The 18335-nt window shown below is 36.5% G+C and carries 15 protein-coding genes, 3 tRNA genes and 1 pseudogene; 2 read left to right on the top strand and 17 right to left on the bottom strand.

Going from position 1 to position 18335, the window contains the following annotated elements:
* Nucleotides 1–7: 7 nt before the first annotated feature.
* The 7 genes from HMPREF0077_RS05225 to HMPREF0077_RS05195 all read right to left on the bottom strand — a co-directional run bounded on the left by HMPREF0077_RS05225 (nucleotide 8) and on the right by HMPREF0077_RS05195 (nucleotide 7538).
* A complete protein-coding gene (locus tag HMPREF0077_RS05225) occupies nucleotides 8–1351 on the bottom strand; it encodes an acetyl-CoA hydrolase/transferase C-terminal domain-containing protein (RefSeq protein WP_040349443.1) in 1344 nt (447 codons plus the stop codon).
* 147 nt (nucleotides 1352–1498) lie between these two features.
* The gene (locus HMPREF0077_RS05220) at nucleotides 1499–2680 is read right to left on the bottom strand and encodes an acetyl-CoA C-acetyltransferase (protein WP_004836927.1); all 1182 of its coding nucleotides are present in this window, start codon (nucleotides 2678–2680) and stop codon (nucleotides 1499–1501) included.
* Nucleotides 2681–2737: 57 nt separating this feature from the next.
* The gene (locus HMPREF0077_RS05215) at nucleotides 2738–3580 is read right to left on the bottom strand and encodes a 3-hydroxybutyryl-CoA dehydrogenase (protein WP_004836926.1); all 843 of its coding nucleotides are present in this window, start codon (nucleotides 3578–3580) and stop codon (nucleotides 2738–2740) included.
* 36 nt (nucleotides 3581–3616) lie between these two features.
* A complete protein-coding gene (locus HMPREF0077_RS05210) occupies nucleotides 3617–4396 on the bottom strand; it encodes an enoyl-CoA hydratase-related protein (protein ID WP_004836925.1) in 780 nt (259 codons plus the stop codon).
* 151 nt (nucleotides 4397–4547) lie between these two features.
* Nucleotides 4548–5552 carry an electron transfer flavoprotein subunit alpha/FixB family protein gene (locus HMPREF0077_RS05205; RefSeq protein ID WP_004836924.1) on the bottom strand — a complete coding sequence of 335 codons (1005 nt, stop codon included), beginning with the start codon at nucleotides 5550–5552 and terminating at the stop codon, nucleotides 4548–4550.
* A gap of 9 nt (nucleotides 5553–5561) precedes the next feature.
* Nucleotides 5562–6371 carry an electron transfer flavoprotein subunit beta/FixA family protein gene (locus HMPREF0077_RS05200; RefSeq protein ID WP_004836923.1) on the bottom strand — a complete coding sequence of 270 codons (810 nt, stop codon included), beginning with the start codon at nucleotides 6369–6371 and terminating at the stop codon, nucleotides 5562–5564.
* 30 nt (nucleotides 6372–6401) lie between these two features.
* On the bottom strand, nucleotides 6402–7538 hold the full coding sequence (locus tag HMPREF0077_RS05195) for an acyl-CoA dehydrogenase (RefSeq protein ID WP_004836922.1): 1137 nt from the start codon (nucleotides 7536–7538) through the stop codon (nucleotides 6402–6404).
* Nucleotides 7539–8052: 514 nt separating this feature from the next.
* Between HMPREF0077_RS05195 and HMPREF0077_RS05190 the strand changes: the two genes are divergently transcribed.
* Complete coding sequence (locus HMPREF0077_RS05190; protein ID WP_004836921.1) at nucleotides 8053–9477, top strand: FAD-binding oxidoreductase; 1425 nt, start codon at nucleotides 8053–8055, stop codon at nucleotides 9475–9477.
* Nucleotides 9478–9608: 131 nt separating this feature from the next.
* Entirely contained in the window at nucleotides 9609–10481 is an 873-nt protein-coding gene (locus tag HMPREF0077_RS05185) for a MerR family transcriptional regulator (protein WP_004836920.1), read from the top strand.
* Between the two features lie 111 nt (nucleotides 10482–10592).
* Here the strand turns inward: HMPREF0077_RS05185 and HMPREF0077_RS05180 are convergent, their stop codons facing one another.
* The 10 genes and pseudogenes from HMPREF0077_RS05180 to HMPREF0077_RS10765 all read right to left on the bottom strand — a co-directional run.
* On the bottom strand, nucleotides 10593–10955 hold the full coding sequence (locus tag HMPREF0077_RS05180; RefSeq protein ID WP_004836919.1) for a desulfoferrodoxin family protein: 363 nt from the start codon (nucleotides 10953–10955) through the stop codon (nucleotides 10593–10595).
* Nucleotides 10956–11042: 87 nt separating this feature from the next.
* Nucleotides 11043–12329: a histidine--tRNA ligase gene (gene hisS / locus HMPREF0077_RS05175; protein WP_004836918.1), complete on the bottom strand. Its 1287-nt coding sequence runs from the start codon at nucleotides 12327–12329 to the stop codon at nucleotides 11043–11045.
* An 89-nt stretch (nucleotides 12330–12418) separates the two neighbouring features.
* Nucleotides 12419–13096: a DUF6873 family GME fold protein gene (locus tag HMPREF0077_RS05170; protein ID WP_040349440.1), complete on the bottom strand. Its 678-nt coding sequence runs from the start codon at nucleotides 13094–13096 to the stop codon at nucleotides 12419–12421.
* Between the two features lie 39 nt (nucleotides 13097–13135).
* Nucleotides 13136–13209 (bottom strand) — tRNA-Cys (locus HMPREF0077_RS05165).
* A gap of 8 nt (nucleotides 13210–13217) precedes the next feature.
* A tRNA-Gly gene (locus HMPREF0077_RS05160) sits at nucleotides 13218–13292 on the bottom strand.
* A 147-nt stretch (nucleotides 13293–13439) separates the two neighbouring features.
* A tRNA-Phe gene (locus HMPREF0077_RS05155) sits at nucleotides 13440–13515 on the bottom strand.
* 112 nt (nucleotides 13516–13627) lie between these two features.
* Nucleotides 13628–15496, bottom strand: coding sequence for an ABC transporter ATP-binding protein (locus HMPREF0077_RS05150; RefSeq protein WP_040349439.1), 1869 nt, complete (start codon nucleotides 15494–15496; stop codon nucleotides 13628–13630).
* Nucleotides 15489–17252 (bottom strand): ABC transporter ATP-binding protein, encoded by a 1764-nt coding sequence (locus tag HMPREF0077_RS05145; protein ID WP_004836915.1) that lies wholly within the window; start codon nucleotides 17250–17252, stop codon nucleotides 15489–15491. Before HMPREF0077_RS05145 ends, HMPREF0077_RS05150 begins: the two co-directional genes overlap by 8 nt.
* On the bottom strand, nucleotides 17252–17692 hold the full coding sequence (locus HMPREF0077_RS05140; RefSeq protein WP_004836914.1) for a MarR family winged helix-turn-helix transcriptional regulator: 441 nt from the start codon (nucleotides 17690–17692) through the stop codon (nucleotides 17252–17254). Before HMPREF0077_RS05140 ends, HMPREF0077_RS05145 begins: the two co-directional genes overlap by 1 nt.
* A 114-nt stretch (nucleotides 17693–17806) precedes the next feature.
* A pseudogene (locus tag HMPREF0077_RS10765) lies at nucleotides 17807–18335 on the bottom strand (hypothetical protein); the annotation flags it as partial.

Here is an 18335-nt window from a genome sequence, read left to right as displayed (position 1 = left end):
TGATTTTTTACTTATTTGATTTTCTCCAGATGCCTAATTTTTCTGCTTCTTTGATTAGTTCATCTCTATTGTCTGGATGAGCTAGGCTTATTAGAGCTTCTGCTGCTTGCCAGGTTGTTAAGCCCTTGAAGTTTACTATCCCTTGTTCAGTTGCAATATAGTGGGTGTTGCTTCTTACTGCTGTTGCTTGGGTACCTGGTTTGAATGTTGGAACTATGTTTGAAATTCTCTTTCCTTCTTTGTTTACTCTTGAAGATTTGAGAGTAATAAATGATCTACCGCCCTTAGATCTATAGGCACCTAAGACAAAGTCTAATGCTCCACCTGCTCCAGAAATATGTCTTGGACCTGCGGATTCGGCAGATATTTGTCCCCAAAGGTCGACTTCTAGAACTGTATTTATTGATACATAGTTATTGTGAGCAGCTATAACATCAATATCGTTTACATATGATACAGGGCAAGCCATCAATTCTTCGTTACCATCTATGTAATCATACATTTCTTGACTTCCTACTGCGAAAGCATAAACTTGTCTACCTGGATTGATATCTTTTTTCTTGCCTGTAATTCTTCCTGCCTTAGCCATTTCCATGAAGCTATCAACATACATTTCTGAGTGAACTCCTAAATCTTTTAGGTCAGATTTAGCTATTTGGCTTCCTATGGCATTTGGTAGTCCACCTATACCTAATTGGATAGTATCACCATCCCTTAGATTATCAACGACATATTTTGCAACCTTGATTTCTTCTTCACCAAATTTTGCAGCAGGTAGGGTTAACATATCGTAGTTAGTTGATTCGTAAACATAGTCTACATCTTTGATGTTGATGTAGTTTCTAAATCCACCTAGACCAACTGGTACATTTTTGTTAATCTCAAGAACTACCTTATCAGAGTTTTCAAAAGAAGTCATAGCATGGGATGCTGAAAGACCAAAGTTGAAGTTACCGTGCTTATCCATTGGAGAAACTTGGATAACTGATACTGCTGCTCTTGGAGCATTTTCTGCTATATATCTTTCCACTTCTGAGTATTTGATAGGAATGAAATAAGCCCCATATTTATTATTATTAATCAAATTTCTTTCAGGACCAGTTGAGTGCCATGAATGATAGATAAAGTGCTCGCCAGTGCTGTCAGCTTGGCCAACATATGGGTTGTAAGGTACAACACCTGATCTAATTTTTACATCTTTAAGTTCATCTACTCTACTTGCCAAAGCCTTATCGAAATCAACTGGAACTAGGGCTCCCCAACCCATTTCTACCCAGTCGCCATCTTTAACAAGCGCCGCAGCTTCTTTTGCTGTTATTAATTTATCTTGATATAATTTGTTAAAATCCATTTCTATCCCCTTATTTATTAAATCGTTTTCAGTATATATTATACCCAAATTTTTGCGAACTATTCTTTAACGATAATATTTATAATGAAATTTTAGTTTTCTAGTAAAATAAAAGGGTGTAGACCTACACCCCTTAATCATATTCAATTATCTTTCAACTATTACAGCTGTTCCCATTCCACCACCTATACAAAGTGTAGCGATACCCTTCTTAGAGTCTCTCTTTTGCATTTCGTATAGAAGTGTTGTAAGGATTCTAGCTCCGCTTGCTCCAACTGGGTGACCGATTGCAATAGCTCCACCATTTACGTTTACTATGTCAGTATTTAGTCCAAGTTCTTTGATTACTGATAAAGCTTGAGCTGCGAATGCTTCATTAGCTTCGATAAGGTCGATATCTTCAAGAGTTAAGTTAGCTTTTTCTAGAGCTTTTCTTACTGTTGGGATTGGGCCTGTACCCATGATTTTTGGATCAACACCTTCTGTTGCGTAGCTTACGATTGTAGCAAGTGGTTTAACGCCAAGTTCTTTAGCTTTTTCTTCGCTCATTACTACAAGACAAGCTGCACCATCATTGATACCTGATGCGTTAGCTGCTGTAACTGTACCGTCTTTGATGAAGGCTGGTTTTAGTCCTGAAATGCTTTCAGTTGTAACACCTTCTTTGATATATTCATCAGTATCAACAACTGTTACTTTGCCTTTTCTACCTTTAACTTCTACTGGAACGATTTCGTCTTTGAATCTTCCTTCTGCTCTAGCTTTTGCTGCTTTTTGTTGGCTTCCTGCAGCAAGTTCGTCTTGTTCTTGTCTTGTTAGACCGAATTTCTCAGCTATATTTTCTGCAGTAACTCCCATGTGATAGTTGTTGAAAGCATCCCAAAGTCCGTCTTTGATCATTTCATCGACAACTTTTTTATCTCCCATTCTAGCTCCCCATCTTTCATCTGTTAATAGGTATGGAGCGTTAGACATTGATTCTGTACCACCTGCAAGAACAACATCACAGTCACCTGCTATAATCATTTGTGCTGCAAGTGATACTGATCTAAGGCCTGAACCACAAACTATGTTTAGGGTCATTGCTGGTTTTTCTATTGGAATACCTGCATCTAGGGCTATTTGTCTTGCTATATTTTGTCCGTTTCCTGCTTGAAGAACGCAACCAAGGATTGATTCATCAATATCTTCTGGTTTAATTCCAGCTCTTTCGATAGCTGCTTTAGCTGCAACTGCTCCTAATTCTCTAGCTGTTACTGTTTTAAATGCTCCACCATAAGCACCTACCGGTGTTCTTGCTGCACTTGCTATAACTACTTTTCTTGTCATAATATCTCCTTAATATTCTCTTTAATATTCTCTTTAATCTTTAAAAACTATTAAAATTTATTTGCTGTAATCGTAGAAACCTTTACCAGTTTTTCTTCCGAGGTCTCCTGCTCTTACCATTTGTTTTAGTAATGGGCTTGGTCTATATTTGCTATCGCCAAATTCTGTATAAAGAACTTCCATTATTGCAAGACAAGTATCAAGACCTATAAGATCTCCTAAAGCAAGAGGTCCCATTGGGTGGTTTGCACCAAGTTTCATTCCCTTGTCGATATCTTCAACGCTTGCAAGTCCATCTGCTAAAACTCCGATTCCTTCGTTAATCATTGGGATAAGAAGTCTATTTACTACAAATCCTGGACCTTCTTTTACTTCTATTGGGTCTTTACCAAATTCTTTAGCGAGTTCTATGATAGTGTTGTTGGTTTCATCACTTGTGTGTAATCCTCTAATTACTTCTACAAGTTTCATAACTGGTACTGGATTGAAGAAGTGCATACCAATTACATTTTCTGCTCTCTTTGTGCTTGCAGCTATATCTGTAATAGATAGAGAAGATGTGTTAGATGCAAGGATTGCACCTTCTTTAACTACTGCGTCTAGTTCTTTAAATATTTCTTTTTTAAGTTTTGGATTTTCTGTAGCAGCTTCGATTACTACATCACAGTCAGCTAAATCTTTAACTTCAGTTGTGTAGGAAATGTTAGCTATCGCTTTGTTCTTTTCATCTTCTGTCATTCTTTCTTTAGAAACTTGTTTAGCATAATCTTTTTCGATTCTTGCTTTTGCTTTTTCTAAGAATTCATCCTTGATATCTCTTACTACTACTTCGTGGAATTTTGCAGCTACTTCAACAATTCCGCCACCCATTATACCTGATCCGATTACTCCAATTTTCATAATATCTCCTTTTATTATTAATTATTTATTAAGCGATTATTTATTTTTGAACTCTGCTTTTTCTTTATTTAAGAATGCTTTCATGCCTTCTTTTTGATCTTCTGTTGCAAATGATAGACCAAATAAGTTTTCTTCTACTTTGATAGCTGAATCAATATCAACTTGACCACCAACATTGATAGCTTCTTTAGCTAGTCTAACTGCAACTGGTGCGTTATTTGCAACCTTATTTGCAAGTTCATTAACTCTTTCTTCTAATTGATCAGCAGGAACTACTTCTTGAACTAGACCGATTTCTAAAGCTTTTTCAGCCTTAATATTTGTGCTAGTATAAATTAGATATTTAGCATAGCCTTGACCAACAAGTCTTTGAAGTCTTTGAGTTCCACCGAAGCCTGGAAGAATTCCAAGGCCAGTTTCTGGTTGACCGAAAAGTGCCTTATCACTTGCGATTCTAAAATCACAGCTCATAGCAAGCTCGCATCCACCACCGAGTGCGAAACCGTTAACAGCAGCTATAGTTGGGATTTCTAAGCTTTCTAATCTTCTAAATACAGCAAGTCCCTTCTTACCAAAAGCTTTTCCTTCAAGTGGAGAAAGGGTTGACATTTCTTTGATGTCTGCTCCTGCTACAAAGCTTCTGCCTTCGCCTGTAACTATTAATACTCTAAGGTCTTTGTTTTCCTTAATCTCACACAAAGCTCTATTTAGTTCGCTAAGAACTTCTGAATTTAGAGCATTTAGTGCCTTTGGTCTGTTGATTGTAAGTTTTCCAACATAGCCATTAACTTCGTACTTAATTGTATTGTATTCCATAATGCCTCCTATTTAGCAATAAATAGCTAATACATATTATATTTATGATATTTTTTTGTCAATAATCTTTAGAAATTAGCTGCTTATAATGTGATGTTGTCTATTTTTAAACTATCAAATTCTAAGCAGCTTCTTTACATGGTAAATCTAACTATTTACCTTTTCTTTCATTTATAAGTTGAGTTAATTTTGGAACTACTTCAAATAGGTCCCCTACTATACCGTAGTCAGCAACTTCAAATATTGGCGCATCTGGATCCTTGTTGATGGCGATAATTGTATCACTTGATGTAATACCAGCCAAGTGTTGGATAGCTCCAGAAATACCTACAGCTATATAAACTTTTGGTCCAACTGTTTTACCTGATTGTCCAACTTGGTGAGAGTGAGAAATCCAACCAGCATCTACAGCTGCACGTGAAGAACCTACAGTTCCGTCTAGTGCATTTGCTAAGTCTTCAATAACTTTAAAGCTTGCAGCATCACCAAGTCCACGTCCACCAGATACGATATATTCAGCACCTGCTAAATCTACGTCTTCTCCTTCATCTCTTGCGATAAAGTCTAGGATTCTTGTTCTTACTTCGCCGTCATATTTTATATCTTCAGAAATTTCTTCTATTTCATCTTTAGCGCCACATTCATCTTTAGAGAATACGCCTGGACGAACTGTACCCATTTGTGGTCTTGAATCTGGACATAGGATTTGTGCCATTAAGTTACCACCGAAAGCAGGTCTTGTCCATTTAACATTTCCTGTTTCAAAGTCTACGTCAAGTTCTGTACAGTCTGCAGTAAGTCCTGTTCCAAGTCTTGAAGAAATTCTTGGTCCTAAATCTCTACCAACATTTGTAGCACCAATTAGGATTACATTTGGATTGTATTTTTCAACAAGTTTGCAAACTGCATTTGCATAAATATCTGTGTTGTATTGTTTATATTCTTCGCCTTCAACGGTGATGATACCATCAACGCCATGAGCTTTAACTTCTTCTTTTGCATTAGCTACATTTTCGCCAATGATAACTGCATATAATTTTTGTTGTAGAACATCAGCCATTTTTCTGCCTGGGCTTAGTAATTCTAGTCCAACGCTAACAGCTTTTCCTTCTTCATTAGTTTCTACAAGTACCCAAAGGTTTTTACAATCTGTCATACTTCCCCCTTAAATAAGCTTTTTATCTACTAGAGCTTCCATCAATTTGCTTGCTAATTCATCTGCTTCCATGTCTTCAAACATAACTGCAATCTTAGTTCTGTCTGGAGCGTAAGATTTAACTACTCTAGTTGGAGAACCTTTAAGACCAATCTTTGTCTTATCTATTGTAGCTTCTAGATCATCAAATGTAATTTGACCAATCTCAGCTTTCTTAGCTTTTAGTTTGTTTTTAATCTTTGGATATCTAAGTTCTTCAGCACCAAATTTTGTAAATGTTATAAGGGCTGGAAGTACACATTGTACATTTTGAGAACCGCCTTCTACTTCTTGTAAAACTTTGATTCCTTCATCGTTAAGTTCTGCTGTATAAGAACGTGTTACTTGTGGTAATCCTAAGTGTTCAGCAAGTTCTGGTCCTACTTGAGCTGTATCTCCATCAATAGCTTGAAGACCACAGAATACTAAGTCAGGTTGTCCTTCTTTTTCAGCTACAGCTTTAATAGCATTAGCTAGGATGTAGCTTGTTGCAAGTGTATCTGATCCACCGAATTTTCTATCTGTTACAAGATAAGCCTTGTCAGCACCAACTGCTATACAATCTCTAAGCATATCTTCAGCTTGTGGTGGTCCCATAGAAATAACTACGATATTAATTGAAGGATCATTATCCTTTAATCTTAAAGCTTGCTCTAGGGCAAAAGAATCGTAAGTATTTAAAATACTTGGAACACCCTTTCTAATAAGTGTATTTGTAATAGGATCAATCTTGATCTCATTAGTGTCTGGAACTTGTTTCGCACATACGAAAATATTCATATATCCCCCTTTTTTTCAAGCAACGATTAACTATTTTAATAATGCACCAGATACAACCATTAACATAACTTCTGAAGTACCTTCATAAATTTCTGTAATTTTTGCATCTCTCATCATTCTTTCTACTTCATATTCTCTGATATAGCCGTAACCACCAAATAATTGAACAGCCTTTGTAGTAACATCCATTGCTACTCTTGCTGCTTTTAGTTTAGCTTCTGCTGCAGCTACTGTGTAGCTTTCTTTGTTATCTTTTAACCATGCAGCTTTATAAACTAGGTGACGAGCAGATTCTATATCAATTGCCATTTCAGCAAGTTTGAATTGTGTGTTTTGGAATTTAGCAAGAGGTCTACCAAATTGGTTTCTTTCTTTAACATATTTAATTGCCTTATCAAGAGCACCTTCAGCAATACCCAAAGCTTGAGCAGCTATACCAATTCTACCACCATCGAGTGTTTGCATAGCATATTTAAAGCCTTTTCCTTCTTCACCAAGTAGGTTTTCTTTTGGAACTTTGCAATCTCTAAAGATTAATTCCATAGTAGATGAACCCTTGATACCCATTTTATCTTCTGTTGTACCAAAGTCGAAGCCTTCCATGCCTTTTTCTACGATGAAAGCAGAAATTCCTCTAGTACCTTGTTCTTTGTCAGTCATAGCAAATACTACATAAGTATCAGCGTAACCAGCATTTGTTATGAAAATCTTTGTTCCGTTAAGTACATAGTGATCTCCATCAAGCTTAGCAACAGTTTTTTGTCCTGAAGCGTCAGTACCAGCATCTGGTTCTGTTAGGGCAAAAGCACCAAGTTTTTCACCTGAAGCAAGTGGAACTAAGTATTTTTGTTTTTGTTCTTCAGTACCAAATTTGTTAATACAATCAGCACAAAGTGATGTATGAGCTGAAACGATAACACCTGTAGTTGCACAAGCCTTAGAAAGCTCTTCTACTGCTAGAACATATGTAAGTGTATCAAGTCCGATTCCGCCGTATTCTTCTGCAAAAGGTATTCCGAAAAATCCTAGCTCTTGCATCTTAGCAACGTTTTCTTCTGGGAACATGTGTTTTTCATCAACCTCAATAGCTAATGGAGCAACTTCTTTTTGTGCGAAGTCTCTAAACATAGTTCTCATTTCTAATTGTTCATCTGTTAACTTATACATAATCTCTCCTTATAAAATTTACTTAGTCATACACCAGAATCGGTATAATCTAGACTAACTCTTATGTTATTATATTAACAATCTATGCCGCAAATGTCAAGCTATATTTTAAAATTTTACAAGAATTTAATCCAAACCTTGTAAATCCATAACTATAAAGAGCTCATTTCATATATATAAATAATTCCCCTATTCTTCTACATAAACAAGTAGTTTATTAATTAATTTGGAATAATTATTCTATAAAGCAGAATATTTTTATAGTTTTATATAGCTAACGCTTTCCTAATCATGATATCACAAAAAACAATTATGTCAAATCTTTATCATAATTATTATAGTGTTTTCCCAGCGAAAAACCTTGTAGCGGTATAAGGTTTGTATTTCAATATTTGTCGGGCGTTTTTTTTGGAAAATTTTTTTGAAAACATTTTTACAAAAAGAAAAACTTGTGATATAATCTAGTCATGATTGGTCAATGATATTTGATACATGATATTTCTAGGAGGTTTAAATGAATAATTATAACGCAATATCAGAAGACATTATTGCTCAACTTAGAGATGCCGTTTCTGGCAAGCTTTATGTAGGCGATGAAGTAAACGAAGACTTTTTCCATGATGAGATGCCTATCTATGGTGAAGGTTACCCAGATTGTTTAATTGATGCTCAATCTACTGAAGATGTAGCAGCAATCATGAAGATTTGTAACGAAAACAAGATTCCTGTTATAGCAAGGGGAGCTGGTACTGGCCTTACAGGTGCTGGTGTTGCTATTAAACAAGGGGTAATGATTAATATGCAAACTATGAATAAGATTCTTGATTATGATCTTGATAACATGGTTGTAAGAGTTGAACCTGGTGTTCTTCTTCATGATTTGGCAGAGGATTGTCTATCAAAGGGTTATATGTACCCACCTGATCCAGGTGAAAAGTTCGCAACTCTTGGTGGTAACGTTGCTACTAATGCTGGTGGTATGCGTGCTGTTAAGTATGGTACTACTAGAGATTATGTTAGAGGCATGAAAGTTGTTCTTCCTACAGGTGAGGTTACAGATTTCGGTGCAGTTATTTCTAAATCATCAACAGGTTATTCTCTAAAGGATTTGATGATTGGTTCTGAGGGTACTCTAGGTATAATCACTGAGCTAACCTTAAAGATTGTTCCAGCACCAAAGACAACTATTTCCCTAATAGTTCCTTTTGAAAACTTAAATGATTGTATTGGTACTGTTCCAAAGATTTTCCAAGCTAATCTACATCCACAAGCTATTGAATTTATGGAAAGAAAAATAGTTCTTGCTTCTGAAAAATATATCGGCAAGGAAACTTTCCCTAAAAATATAGAAGGTACAGATGCTAATGCTTACCTATTAGTCACATTTGATGGTGATGATGAGGAAGAAATTTACGAATTAATGGAAAGAGCTGCCGAAGTTCTTACAGAAAATGGAGCAATCGACGTTTTAGTTGCTGATACCCCAGCTCAACTTAAAGAAGCATGGGCTGCTAGAAGTTCCTTCCTTGAAGCTATTGAATCTCAATATGAGCTTCTCGATGAATGTGACGTTGTAGTTCCAATTACAAAAATCCCAGAGTATGTTGAATTTGTAAATAAAGAAGCAGAAGGCTATATGTTTGATGTTCAAAGTTTTGGTCACGCTGGTGATGGAAACCTACACATCTATACCCTTTCTAATGAAGCTGACAAACTTGACCAATTCAAAGATGAAGTTAATGAGTTCATGTATGTTATCTACAAGAAAGCCTATGACCTAGGCGGAAAACTTTCAGGTGAACACGGAGTTGGAGCTGGAAAGCTTAAATACCTAAAAGACTTTGAAGGTGACATAAACACTGATCTTATGAGAGGAATCAAGAGAGTATTTGACCCTAATATGATTCTTAACCCAGATAAGGTTATCGGAGTTAACTAAGAAAGAAAATTAATTAATAAGAGATTTATCTAGAAGCTGCCCTTATGGCAGCTTTTATTGTGCTTTAATTTATTGAATTTTAGATTGATATTGTGTATAATTTATAAAAATGTAGAGGGGAGGATTTTATCTTGGATGAGCTTTATACTATCGGCAAAGTTTCTAAAATTTGCAATATTTCAAAAGAAACCCTCAGGTATTATGATAAAATAGGCCTGTTTTGTCCAAATTATAGGGATGATGATACTGGTTATAGATACTACACCAAAGATAGTCTAAAGACCCTATTAATTATAAGAAGACTCAGAAATCTTGGTTTTTCTATTGAAGCCCTGAAAAATACCCTAGATGTTAAGTCTCTTACAAATTTAGAAAGTCTTATAGAGGAAAAATCAAAAGAATATGACGAGCAGATTCAAATTCTAAGTGCAAGAAAAGTCGCATGTGATATTGCCATCGAAAGGTTTAATAGGGCCAAAAGGGCGATGAAGTTAGTAGAAGATGAGGATTTAGATAAAAATAATTTTCCAATAAAAATCGAGTACATAGAAAAAAATCCTGTCGTCTTCTCAAGAAAGATTATAAAAAATTATGTCCACACAGACATTACCCTTTCTAGGCGGATAGATATTTACGAAAAATGCACGGAAAATGGTCTAGAAATGATGGGTTCAATCCTCGTAATCTTTCATTCTAAGCCCCTTGAACAATTTTGCGGAAAGGATACAGATATAGAATTTGCCATGCAGGTAACTAGCCTTGAAGCAGGCAGGCTAAATAAAAGACTCAGCAGATACTGGGGGGATTTTTTGGCGGCTAGCTCCTATTATATAGGTGATTATAAGGATATCTACCAAAAGCATGAGCAAATGCTAGGATGGATTGAAAAAGAGGGCTACCAACTACGAGGCCCCATTGCAGAAGAATTTCTTATATCACCCCTTGATGTAGATGATGCTGACAAGCACGTTACTAAAATTATTATCCCTATAAAAGAGAAATAATAATTGCAAGGATTAAACTAAAATCCTAGGGGTAGTTCCCATAGGCATTTACACTAATATATTTTTTAAATTTAAAAAGCAGGTCCTAAGACCTGCCTTTATTTTCTGTAATTATTTAACTTCTAATGAGTTTTCCCAAAGACCGTGAATGTTACAATAGCTTAGGACATAAAGTGTACCATTCTTTTCGCTCTTGAATACTCCACAAGCTACTGGTTCAGAGAATACTTCGCCTTCACCATGAGCTGGGAATTGATAAGAAGCAACTTCTACTGGGAATTTGCTATCTTCTGCTTTGAAGAATACCTTAATCCAAGCAATATGATGCTCAAATCCGTTTGGATGGGCAATTTCTTTACCTACGCAAGCTGTAACCTTGATTTTTCCACCTTCGAGTTTTTCAAACTCTAGTTCTGGAACATGCTTTTCAGCTTTCCAGTCTCCTGATTGTACTGTTTCTGTTAATTTTGTCATAATTTTATACCTCCATTTGTGTCTACATATTATTTATACCCATATTTTTTTAAAAATATAGAGAAATTCAAATTTTTTGAAAATTTTTTATAGGTCGGCAAAAGATTTTTTAATTTGTTCACCTGTTTGCATGTTTTTGATAGAAACTTCTTTATTTGCCAACTCATCAGCACCAAGGATTATAACTTCCTTAACTCCCAGTTTATCTGCATAGGTCATCTTCTTCTTAAATTTACCGTCTTCTAGGTAGATATCTACGGCCTCTCCCCTAGATCTCAATTTCTTTAAGACTTCTATCCCATACTCGTTAGCCTCTTCATCCATTGGAATAATCAAGCTATCTGTCAAGCTTTCTATTTGATCATCTATTAGGCCAAGCTCTTGGAATTGATAGAAAAGTCTGGTAAGGCCAATAGACATTCCTACTCCAGGAAGCTTTTGCTTGGAGAAATTGCTAGCTAGGTCTTCATACCTTCCACCAGAGCAGACTGAACCGATTTTTTCGTAGCCATTGATAAAAGTTTCATAGACTGTTGATGTGTAATAATCAAGACCCCTAGTTATAGCTAGGTCGATCTTGATATTTTTATCTGGAATATCTAGGTCGATCATGTATTTGTAAACCTTAGATAATTCATCAAGTCCTTCCAAGAAAAGCTCATTATCAGAAAAGTCAGAAAGTTTTTCCAAGAGAGTTTGGTTAGAAGCTGTATTATTTATAAAGTTGATAATAGTATGTGCTTTTTCTTCGTTTGTTAACTTAACAAGTTCTTCATAAGTATTATCAAGACCAATCTTATCCTTCTTATCTATGGTCCTAAGAACATCTGTAGAATCTTCTATACCCAAAGACTTAAAAAATCCATTTAAAAGCTTTCTATTGTTAATCTTGAAGGTCAAATCGGAGAAGTTAAGCTTATCGAATATATCATAGATAACCCTAGGAAGGAGGGCATCATTGTAAATGGATAAGCTATTATGGCCAATTATATCAATATCGCATTGGTAAAACTCCCTATATCTACCCTTTTGATTCCTCTCTCCCCTATAAACCTTGGCTATGTGATAGCGTTTGAAGGGGAAGTTTAAATCTTGGAAGTGTTCTGCCACATATCTTGCGAGGGGAACTGTTAGGTCGAATCTTAGACTCATATCCTTTGACTCTGAAGCTATTTCATAAATTTGCTTTTCAGTTTCCCCACCACCCTTGGCAAAGAGAATCTCGTTTTTCTCTATAACTGGTGTGTCGATTGGCATGAACTGATACTTCTTGTAGGATTCTTCTATAATATTTTTAATCTTATCAAAAACTAATTGCTCCTTAGGTAAAAGCTCCATTACCCCAGCAATTGTAGATGGTTTTACAATTTTCATACTGTCCTCTTTCTTATTTCTTTACTATAATGAATTATACGATTTTTTCTCAAAGAAAAAAGCCTTATCCTGGAAAAGAGACTACTAATCTAGGATATATCCAAAAGAGATCCTAAATCCACCAGGTCTGTTTCAGGATACAAAATATCAAGGCCTTCCTCCTTACAAGCCGTCTTTATAAGAGAAAAAGACCTGTGGCTTCTAATATCTCCAGTAAAAATCAGCTTATTATCATAAAGCCCACAAGCCCCTCCTATAAAGCCCTTATCAAAGCCATCCAAGAGAATCTTATCTTCCTCTAGAAGTCTTACTTTAACCCTATCTTTAAGGCTCTTATAAATTCCATAGTCGCTAGTAAGGAGGCTATCATTCAGAACAATAGTAGAACATCGGCTATAGCCCTGCTTTACTTTAAGATGAGCTATATCATGCTCATAAAAAAATTTCTTAATATTTTCCTCCGTAAAATCATTATGGATATAAAAATTTTTAAATCTTACTAGGTTGTAAATGGCATCCTTAGGATATTTCCTAGCCACTTCTTCGCCCCTTATTAGATTTTTACCCTTGATATTTTCTCTATAATAATCATAGACCTCGCTTGCCACAAGAATATTTTCCCTATCCAAAACAAATAGTGAAAGATCTGGATGATCTGCAATTCTAGGGTCTAGATGTGGATTATCCTTGCTTAAAAGGAAGGATATTCCTTCATTTACTAGAAATTCCTTTAAAGTATCGCTTGCCTTATTACTTATAACTAACATATACTCCTCAACAAAAAAAGCCCTCCGAAGAGAGCGTATTGGAGGCGCCACTCAGATTTGAACTGAGGGTAAAGGTGTTGCAGACCTCTGCCTTACCACTTGGCTATGGCGCCAAAAATAATGGAGCGGATGACGAGATTCGAACTCGCGACCCTCGCCTTGGCAAGGCGATGCTCTACCCCTGAGCCACATCCGCACATTTACTATTATATTACTTTTTCATGATTTGTAAAGTTTTTTATAAATATTTTTTACTGTTCCCACCACATGGAGGCTTTCTCGGACCTTCGGCCCTGCGACCACTCCGTGGAGGGTCCTCTTTGGGCCGGACAGGCCTGCTTTTTGGTGCCCAGAGGCGGAATCGAACCACCGACACGGGGATTTTCAGTCCCCTGCTCTACCGACTGAGCTATCTGGGCTTAATCGTTACCTTATTATGATAACATAGGTTTTTTTTCTTGTCAATTTAATTTTTGTTTAAGCCTTAGTTAGAAACTTTAGCCTAGTTTCTAGCTAGGAGGCTTTTGCCCCCTAGTCTAGTTCTAATTGTCCTGTAAAGAGTTGCCAGTAAGTGCCTTTTTCTTTTATTAGTTTGTCGTGGCTTCCTCTTTCTATTATTCTTCCATCTTCCATTACCATTATTACATCTGCATTTTGGATGGTCGATAGCCTGTGGGCTATTACTATAGAAGTTGACCCTGTCATAAGCTTATCCATGGCTCTTGTCACTTCTAGCTCAGTTGCCGTATCAATTGAGCTTGTCGCCTCATCAAGGATAAGCATAGCTGGCTCTGCAATGGCGGCTCTTGATATAGATATAAGCTGGTTTTGTCCATCTGATAGGGATGAGCCATCTCCGTGGATGAAGGTCTTGTATTTTTCTGGCAGTCTTTTGATAAAAGAATCAGCTCCTGAAAGCCTTGAAGCAGCTTTGATATCATCTTCACTTGCCCTAAGCCTTCCATATCTGATATTGCCCTCTATGGTATCAGAGAATAGATTTACCTCTTGTAAGACCATACCAAAAGCTCGCCTTAGGGCATCTTTTTTGATATCTCTAATATCTATCCCATCTACCATGATCCTACCCTCATCAATTTCATAAAACCTAGTTATAACATTGGTGATAGTAGTTTTACCTGCTCCTGTCGAACCGACAAAGGCAATTTTTTGACCAGGCTCTGCATAAAAAGATATATTCTTTAGTATTTTATTTTTGCCATCATAAGAAAAATCTACCTTGTCAAAGTCAAGCCTACCCTCAAGCATCTTGTAATGCCTTTTGTCGCCATCATCCCGCATCCAGGCGTAAAGGCCAGTAAGCTCATAAGATTCCCTTATACTTCCATCAGTATCTTCTACTGCATGGACTAGGTCTATGAAGCCTGTATCATTTTCAATTGGCATATCAATTATTTCAAAAATCCTATCAGCTCCTGCCATGGCCTGGAAGACTGCATTGGCTTGTTGGCTAACATTTACTAGGGGATTTTGAATTTGTCTGATATTTGATAGAAAAGCTGCCAAAACTCCTACACTCATAGCTCCTTGGATAGTTAGGTAGACTCCATAAACTGTTATGGCTGCATAGAGGATGTTGACCATATTTATCAAAAATGGCATCATCCTACCTGCATGGGTGTTTGCACCCGCAAAGGCTGACCTAACATTTTCAGATTTTTCCTTGTAAGTTTCTATAGTTTTTTCTTCTCTTGAAAATACTTTAATAACTTTTTGTCCAGACAAGCTTTCTTCAGTAAAACCATGAAGAATTGATACATTGCCCTGGCCTTCTCTAAAGGCCTTTGATGACTTATAAATAATCCTTGATAGGATAGGTAGCAAAACTACAAGACCTATAAGCATAGTAAGGGTAAGATTAAAGCTTAGCTTAAACATAACAAGAATTGTACCAAAAAGCATTATAAGTGCCCTAACTATGGTTGGCACAGTATTAGCGAGAGCCTGGCTTAGAACATCAGTATCGTTAGTAAATCTTGACATTATTTCACCATGTTGGTTACTATCAAAGAAATTTATAGGCATTTTTTGGATTTTATCAAACAATTCCTCCCTTATATTTCTTATAGATTTTTCACCAACCCTAACCATTAATCTTGAATAGATAAAGGAAGTGAAAGCTGATACTGCATAAATAAGTCCCATTTGTAGGCAAGCTTTCCTAAGACCAGATAGATCAGCCTTTAGGATATAATTATCTATAATAGGTCTTAACATATTGACCCCCCAAATTTGGGTAAGGGCTGAAATAATGACGCAGGCTACTATTATAATCATCTGCCACTTGTAGAAAAAAAGATAGGATAAAAGTCTACCCACAGATGCAAATGACACTTTCCTCCTGAAAGATTTACCATTCATTTTGTGTTGATTACTCATTATCCCCACCTCCTTTTTCCTGTATATCGTAAGTTTGCCTATAAACTTCATTATCCTTATAAAGCTCTTCGTGGCTACCTACTGCTTCAATCTTTCCTTCATTCATTACTACAATCCTATCTACATATTTGAAGGATGAAACTCTTTGAGAAATGATTATTTTTGTCATATCCTTGTTATATTTATTGATTCCTTCGATTATGGCTGTCTCGGTCTTTGTATCAACTGCTGAAGTTGAGTTATCCATAATAAGGATTTTTGGTTTTTTCAAAAGAGCACGAGCTATGGTTAGTCTTTGTTTTTGGCCACCTGATACTCCAACTCCACCCTGACCAAGAACTGATTCATAGCAATCGTTACGGTCTTTGACGAAGCTATCAGCCTGGGCAATCTTACTAAAAAGCTCTATTTCTTCGAGACTTGCCCCATCATCTCCCCATCTTAGGTTATCAGCAATAGATCCTGAAAAAAGAGTATTTTTTTGTAAGACTATTGCCACATCATCACGAAGGCTTTTAAGATCATAGGTCTTCACTGGGTGACCACCAACTTTAAGTGTCCCCTTGCTTATATCATAAAGTCTAGGTATAAGCTGAACTAGAGTAGATTTTGCAGAACCAGTCGGTCCTAAAATACCAATCGATTCTCCACTTTTAATATGGAGATTGATATTTTCAAGTTGACATACATCAGAATCTTTTTCATAAGCAAAGGAAACATTATCAAAATCAATTGACCCGTCAAGAAGTTTTTGGCCCTCGATTTTTTGATCATTATCCATAGATGGAACTCTTTTTATAACTTCCACTACCCTGCTTATACCAGGAGATGCTGACATAAACATAGTAAGAACCATGCTCATACCTATAAAAGCTCCTAAAAGCATTGTCGCATACATATTAAAGGCAAGCAAATCTCCAACTCCTAGCCTTCCATTTATAATCTCAACTCCGCCCATATAAGTGATGGAAACAAAGGTTAAAAATAAAATAACATTAGCAAGGGGAAATACATAAGACATTGGTCCTTGCGAGCCATCTGCATACTCAAACATCTTGTCATTTTGAACTTTAAACTTATCGAGCTCATATTTTTTTCTAAAAAATGCCTTGATCACACGCACATTATTTAGGTTTTCTTCAATAACTAGGTTAAGCTTATCATACTGAAACCTTGCCTTTCTAAATTTTGGTATAGCATAAGTTGTAAGCCCCATCAAAAGCCCAAACAAGATTGGTACAGCCACCAAAAATATGAGCGATAGCTTGGCAGATGATTTAAAGGCTAGGACAAAGGCAACTATTGCCATAGCGATGGTTTTTATGACAAACCTAGTTGAAACAAACATAGAAAAAGCAATCTGCTGGGTATCTGATGAAAGTCTAGTCAACAAGGAAGACACACCAAAATAATCCAAATCCTCAAAAGAAAACTTTTGAATATTTTCAAACTGGGCGGCCCTTGCATTGTAACCCATCCCAGATGAGGCAAGACCAGCATTTTTTGTAGCCTCCATACCTAAAAACATAGTTATAAGAGATAAGACCACCATCAAAAGTCCATATTTGATAGCAAGCGATATATTTTTCCCATGGACAGCCTCATTTAAGCTAAGACCCATAAGAGCTGGTATAGCAAGCTCTAAAATAGTTTCAAGTATGGTAAAAAGCCTAGAAATATTTCTATTTTTCTTATACTCTCCCATATATCTCTTGATATAGGAAAAAGACTTGTAAAATTCTATTATACTATTCATTAATCCTCCTTATTGAAATTTTTGCCAAGAGAATCCACCAGAAGCTCCAAGCTTTCGGTAATCTCTCTTATCTTATCCCCTCCCAAATCTTCGTACATCCTCCTATTATCTTCATCAATAGGAAGGAGAATCTCGCTTCTCCTCCTTAAACCTTTATCGGTCAAAATAAGATTTTTTGCCCTCTTATCCTCCATATCAGTAACAAGCTCGACAAAACCCTTATCTTTCAAATTCATAATAGCACTATTTATAGTCTGTTTGGGAGCAGTAAACTTATTACAAAGCGTCTTCTGCTTCAATTTCTCATTCATCCCTAGATGAATCAGAATGAGAGTTTCCAAATCATTAAGCCCATAAAAACTCGCCCTCTGCCTATTAAGACCAATCGCCTTTCTAAGCAAAGAAAAAATATAAACCATTGACTCTACTCTTGTATCCATATACTCCTCCTTATTAATAACTTATTATAGTCCGAAAATGGACTTTGTCAAGAAAGTTCCCCAGCTAGGACAAGTACAAAAGAAAAACCCCGAGTCTAACTCGAGGTTTAAAGATTATTTCTTTTTCTTTTTACTTGCAAAAATACCAGCCACACTTGCTCCTATCATACTTAGATAGAAAGCTAGATTAGTTTCAATACCTGTTTTGACATTTTTATTTGTCCTTGTTGGATTCTTTGACTTAGGAGTGCTATTAGCTTTGCCTTCTTCATTGGCATCCTTAGCTTCTTCTTTTTCTTCTTTATCCCCAGTAGCTTGACTAGGATTTGATTCTTGATTTGGTCTTGGTACTGGTACCGGTTTTAGACCAGGCTTTTCTTCAGCTCGAGATGGATTTTCATGACCATCTGGACTTGGAAGAGGAGTTTCTACTCCTGGATTTGGTGTTTGTCCTCCACTTTCACCTGGGTTAGGTGTTGGTTCTGGTTTTGGTGTTGGAGTTGGTGTTTCTCCGCCACTTCCGCCTGGACCTGGTTGTGGCTCTGGTTGTGGGCTTGGACTTGGAATTTCTCCTCCGCTTTCACCTGGACCTGGTTGTGGTTCTGGTGTCGGAGTTGGTGTTTCTCCGCCACTTCCGCCTGGA

The organism is Anaerococcus tetradius ATCC 35098 (genome assembly GCF_000159095.1).
GTDB lineage: Bacteria > Bacillota > Clostridia > Tissierellales > Peptoniphilaceae > Anaerococcus > Anaerococcus tetradius.
The sequence above is the reverse complement of the archived record's forward strand: the minus strand, read 5'-3'. Positions and strand labels throughout refer to the sequence as shown.

Excerpts from the sequence above, each read along its gene's own strand:
- HMPREF0077_RS05150 (WP_040349439.1), bottom strand. The coding sequence starts at position 15,496 with ATGAGTAATCAACACAAAATGAATGGTAAATCTTTCAGGAGGAAAGTG.
- HMPREF0077_RS05190 (WP_004836921.1), top strand. The coding sequence starts at position 8,053 with ATGAATAATTATAACGCAATATCAGAAGACATTATTGCTCAACTTAGA.
- HMPREF0077_RS05200 (WP_004836923.1), bottom strand. The coding sequence starts at position 6,371 with ATGAATATTTTCGTATGTGCGAAACAAGTTCCAGACACTAATGAGATC.
- HMPREF0077_RS05140 (WP_004836914.1), bottom strand. The coding sequence starts at position 17,692 with ATGGATACAAGAGTAGAGTCAATGGTTTATATTTTTTCTTTGCTTAGA.
- HMPREF0077_RS05195 (WP_004836922.1), bottom strand. The coding sequence starts at position 7,538 with ATGTATAAGTTAACAGATGAACAATTAGAAATGAGAACTATGTTTAGA.
- HMPREF0077_RS05220 (WP_004836927.1), bottom strand. The coding sequence starts at position 2,680 with ATGACAAGAAAAGTAGTTATAGCAAGTGCAGCAAGAACACCGGTAGGT.
- HMPREF0077_RS05225 (WP_040349443.1), bottom strand. The coding sequence starts at position 1,351 with ATGGATTTTAACAAATTATATCAAGATAAATTAATAACAGCAAAAGAA.
- HMPREF0077_RS05215 (WP_004836926.1), bottom strand. The coding sequence starts at position 3,580 with ATGAAAATTGGAGTAATCGGATCAGGTATAATGGGTGGCGGAATTGTT.
- HMPREF0077_RS05170 (WP_040349440.1), bottom strand. The coding sequence starts at position 13,096 with ATGTTAGTTATAAGTAATAAGGCAAGCGATACTTTAAAGGAATTTCTA.
- HMPREF0077_RS05145 (WP_004836915.1), bottom strand. The coding sequence starts at position 17,252 with ATGAATAGTATAATAGAATTTTACAAGTCTTTTTCCTATATCAAGAGA.
- hisS (WP_004836918.1), bottom strand. The coding sequence starts at position 12,329 with ATGAAAATTGTAAAACCATCTACAATTGCTGGGGTAATGGAGCTTTTA.
- HMPREF0077_RS05210 (WP_004836925.1), bottom strand. The coding sequence starts at position 4,396 with ATGGAATACAATACAATTAAGTACGAAGTTAATGGCTATGTTGGAAAA.
- HMPREF0077_RS05205 (WP_004836924.1), bottom strand. The coding sequence starts at position 5,552 with ATGACAGATTGTAAAAACCTTTGGGTACTTGTAGAAACTAATGAAGAA.
- HMPREF0077_RS05180 (WP_004836919.1), bottom strand. The coding sequence starts at position 10,955 with ATGACAAAATTAACAGAAACAGTACAATCAGGAGACTGGAAAGCTGAA.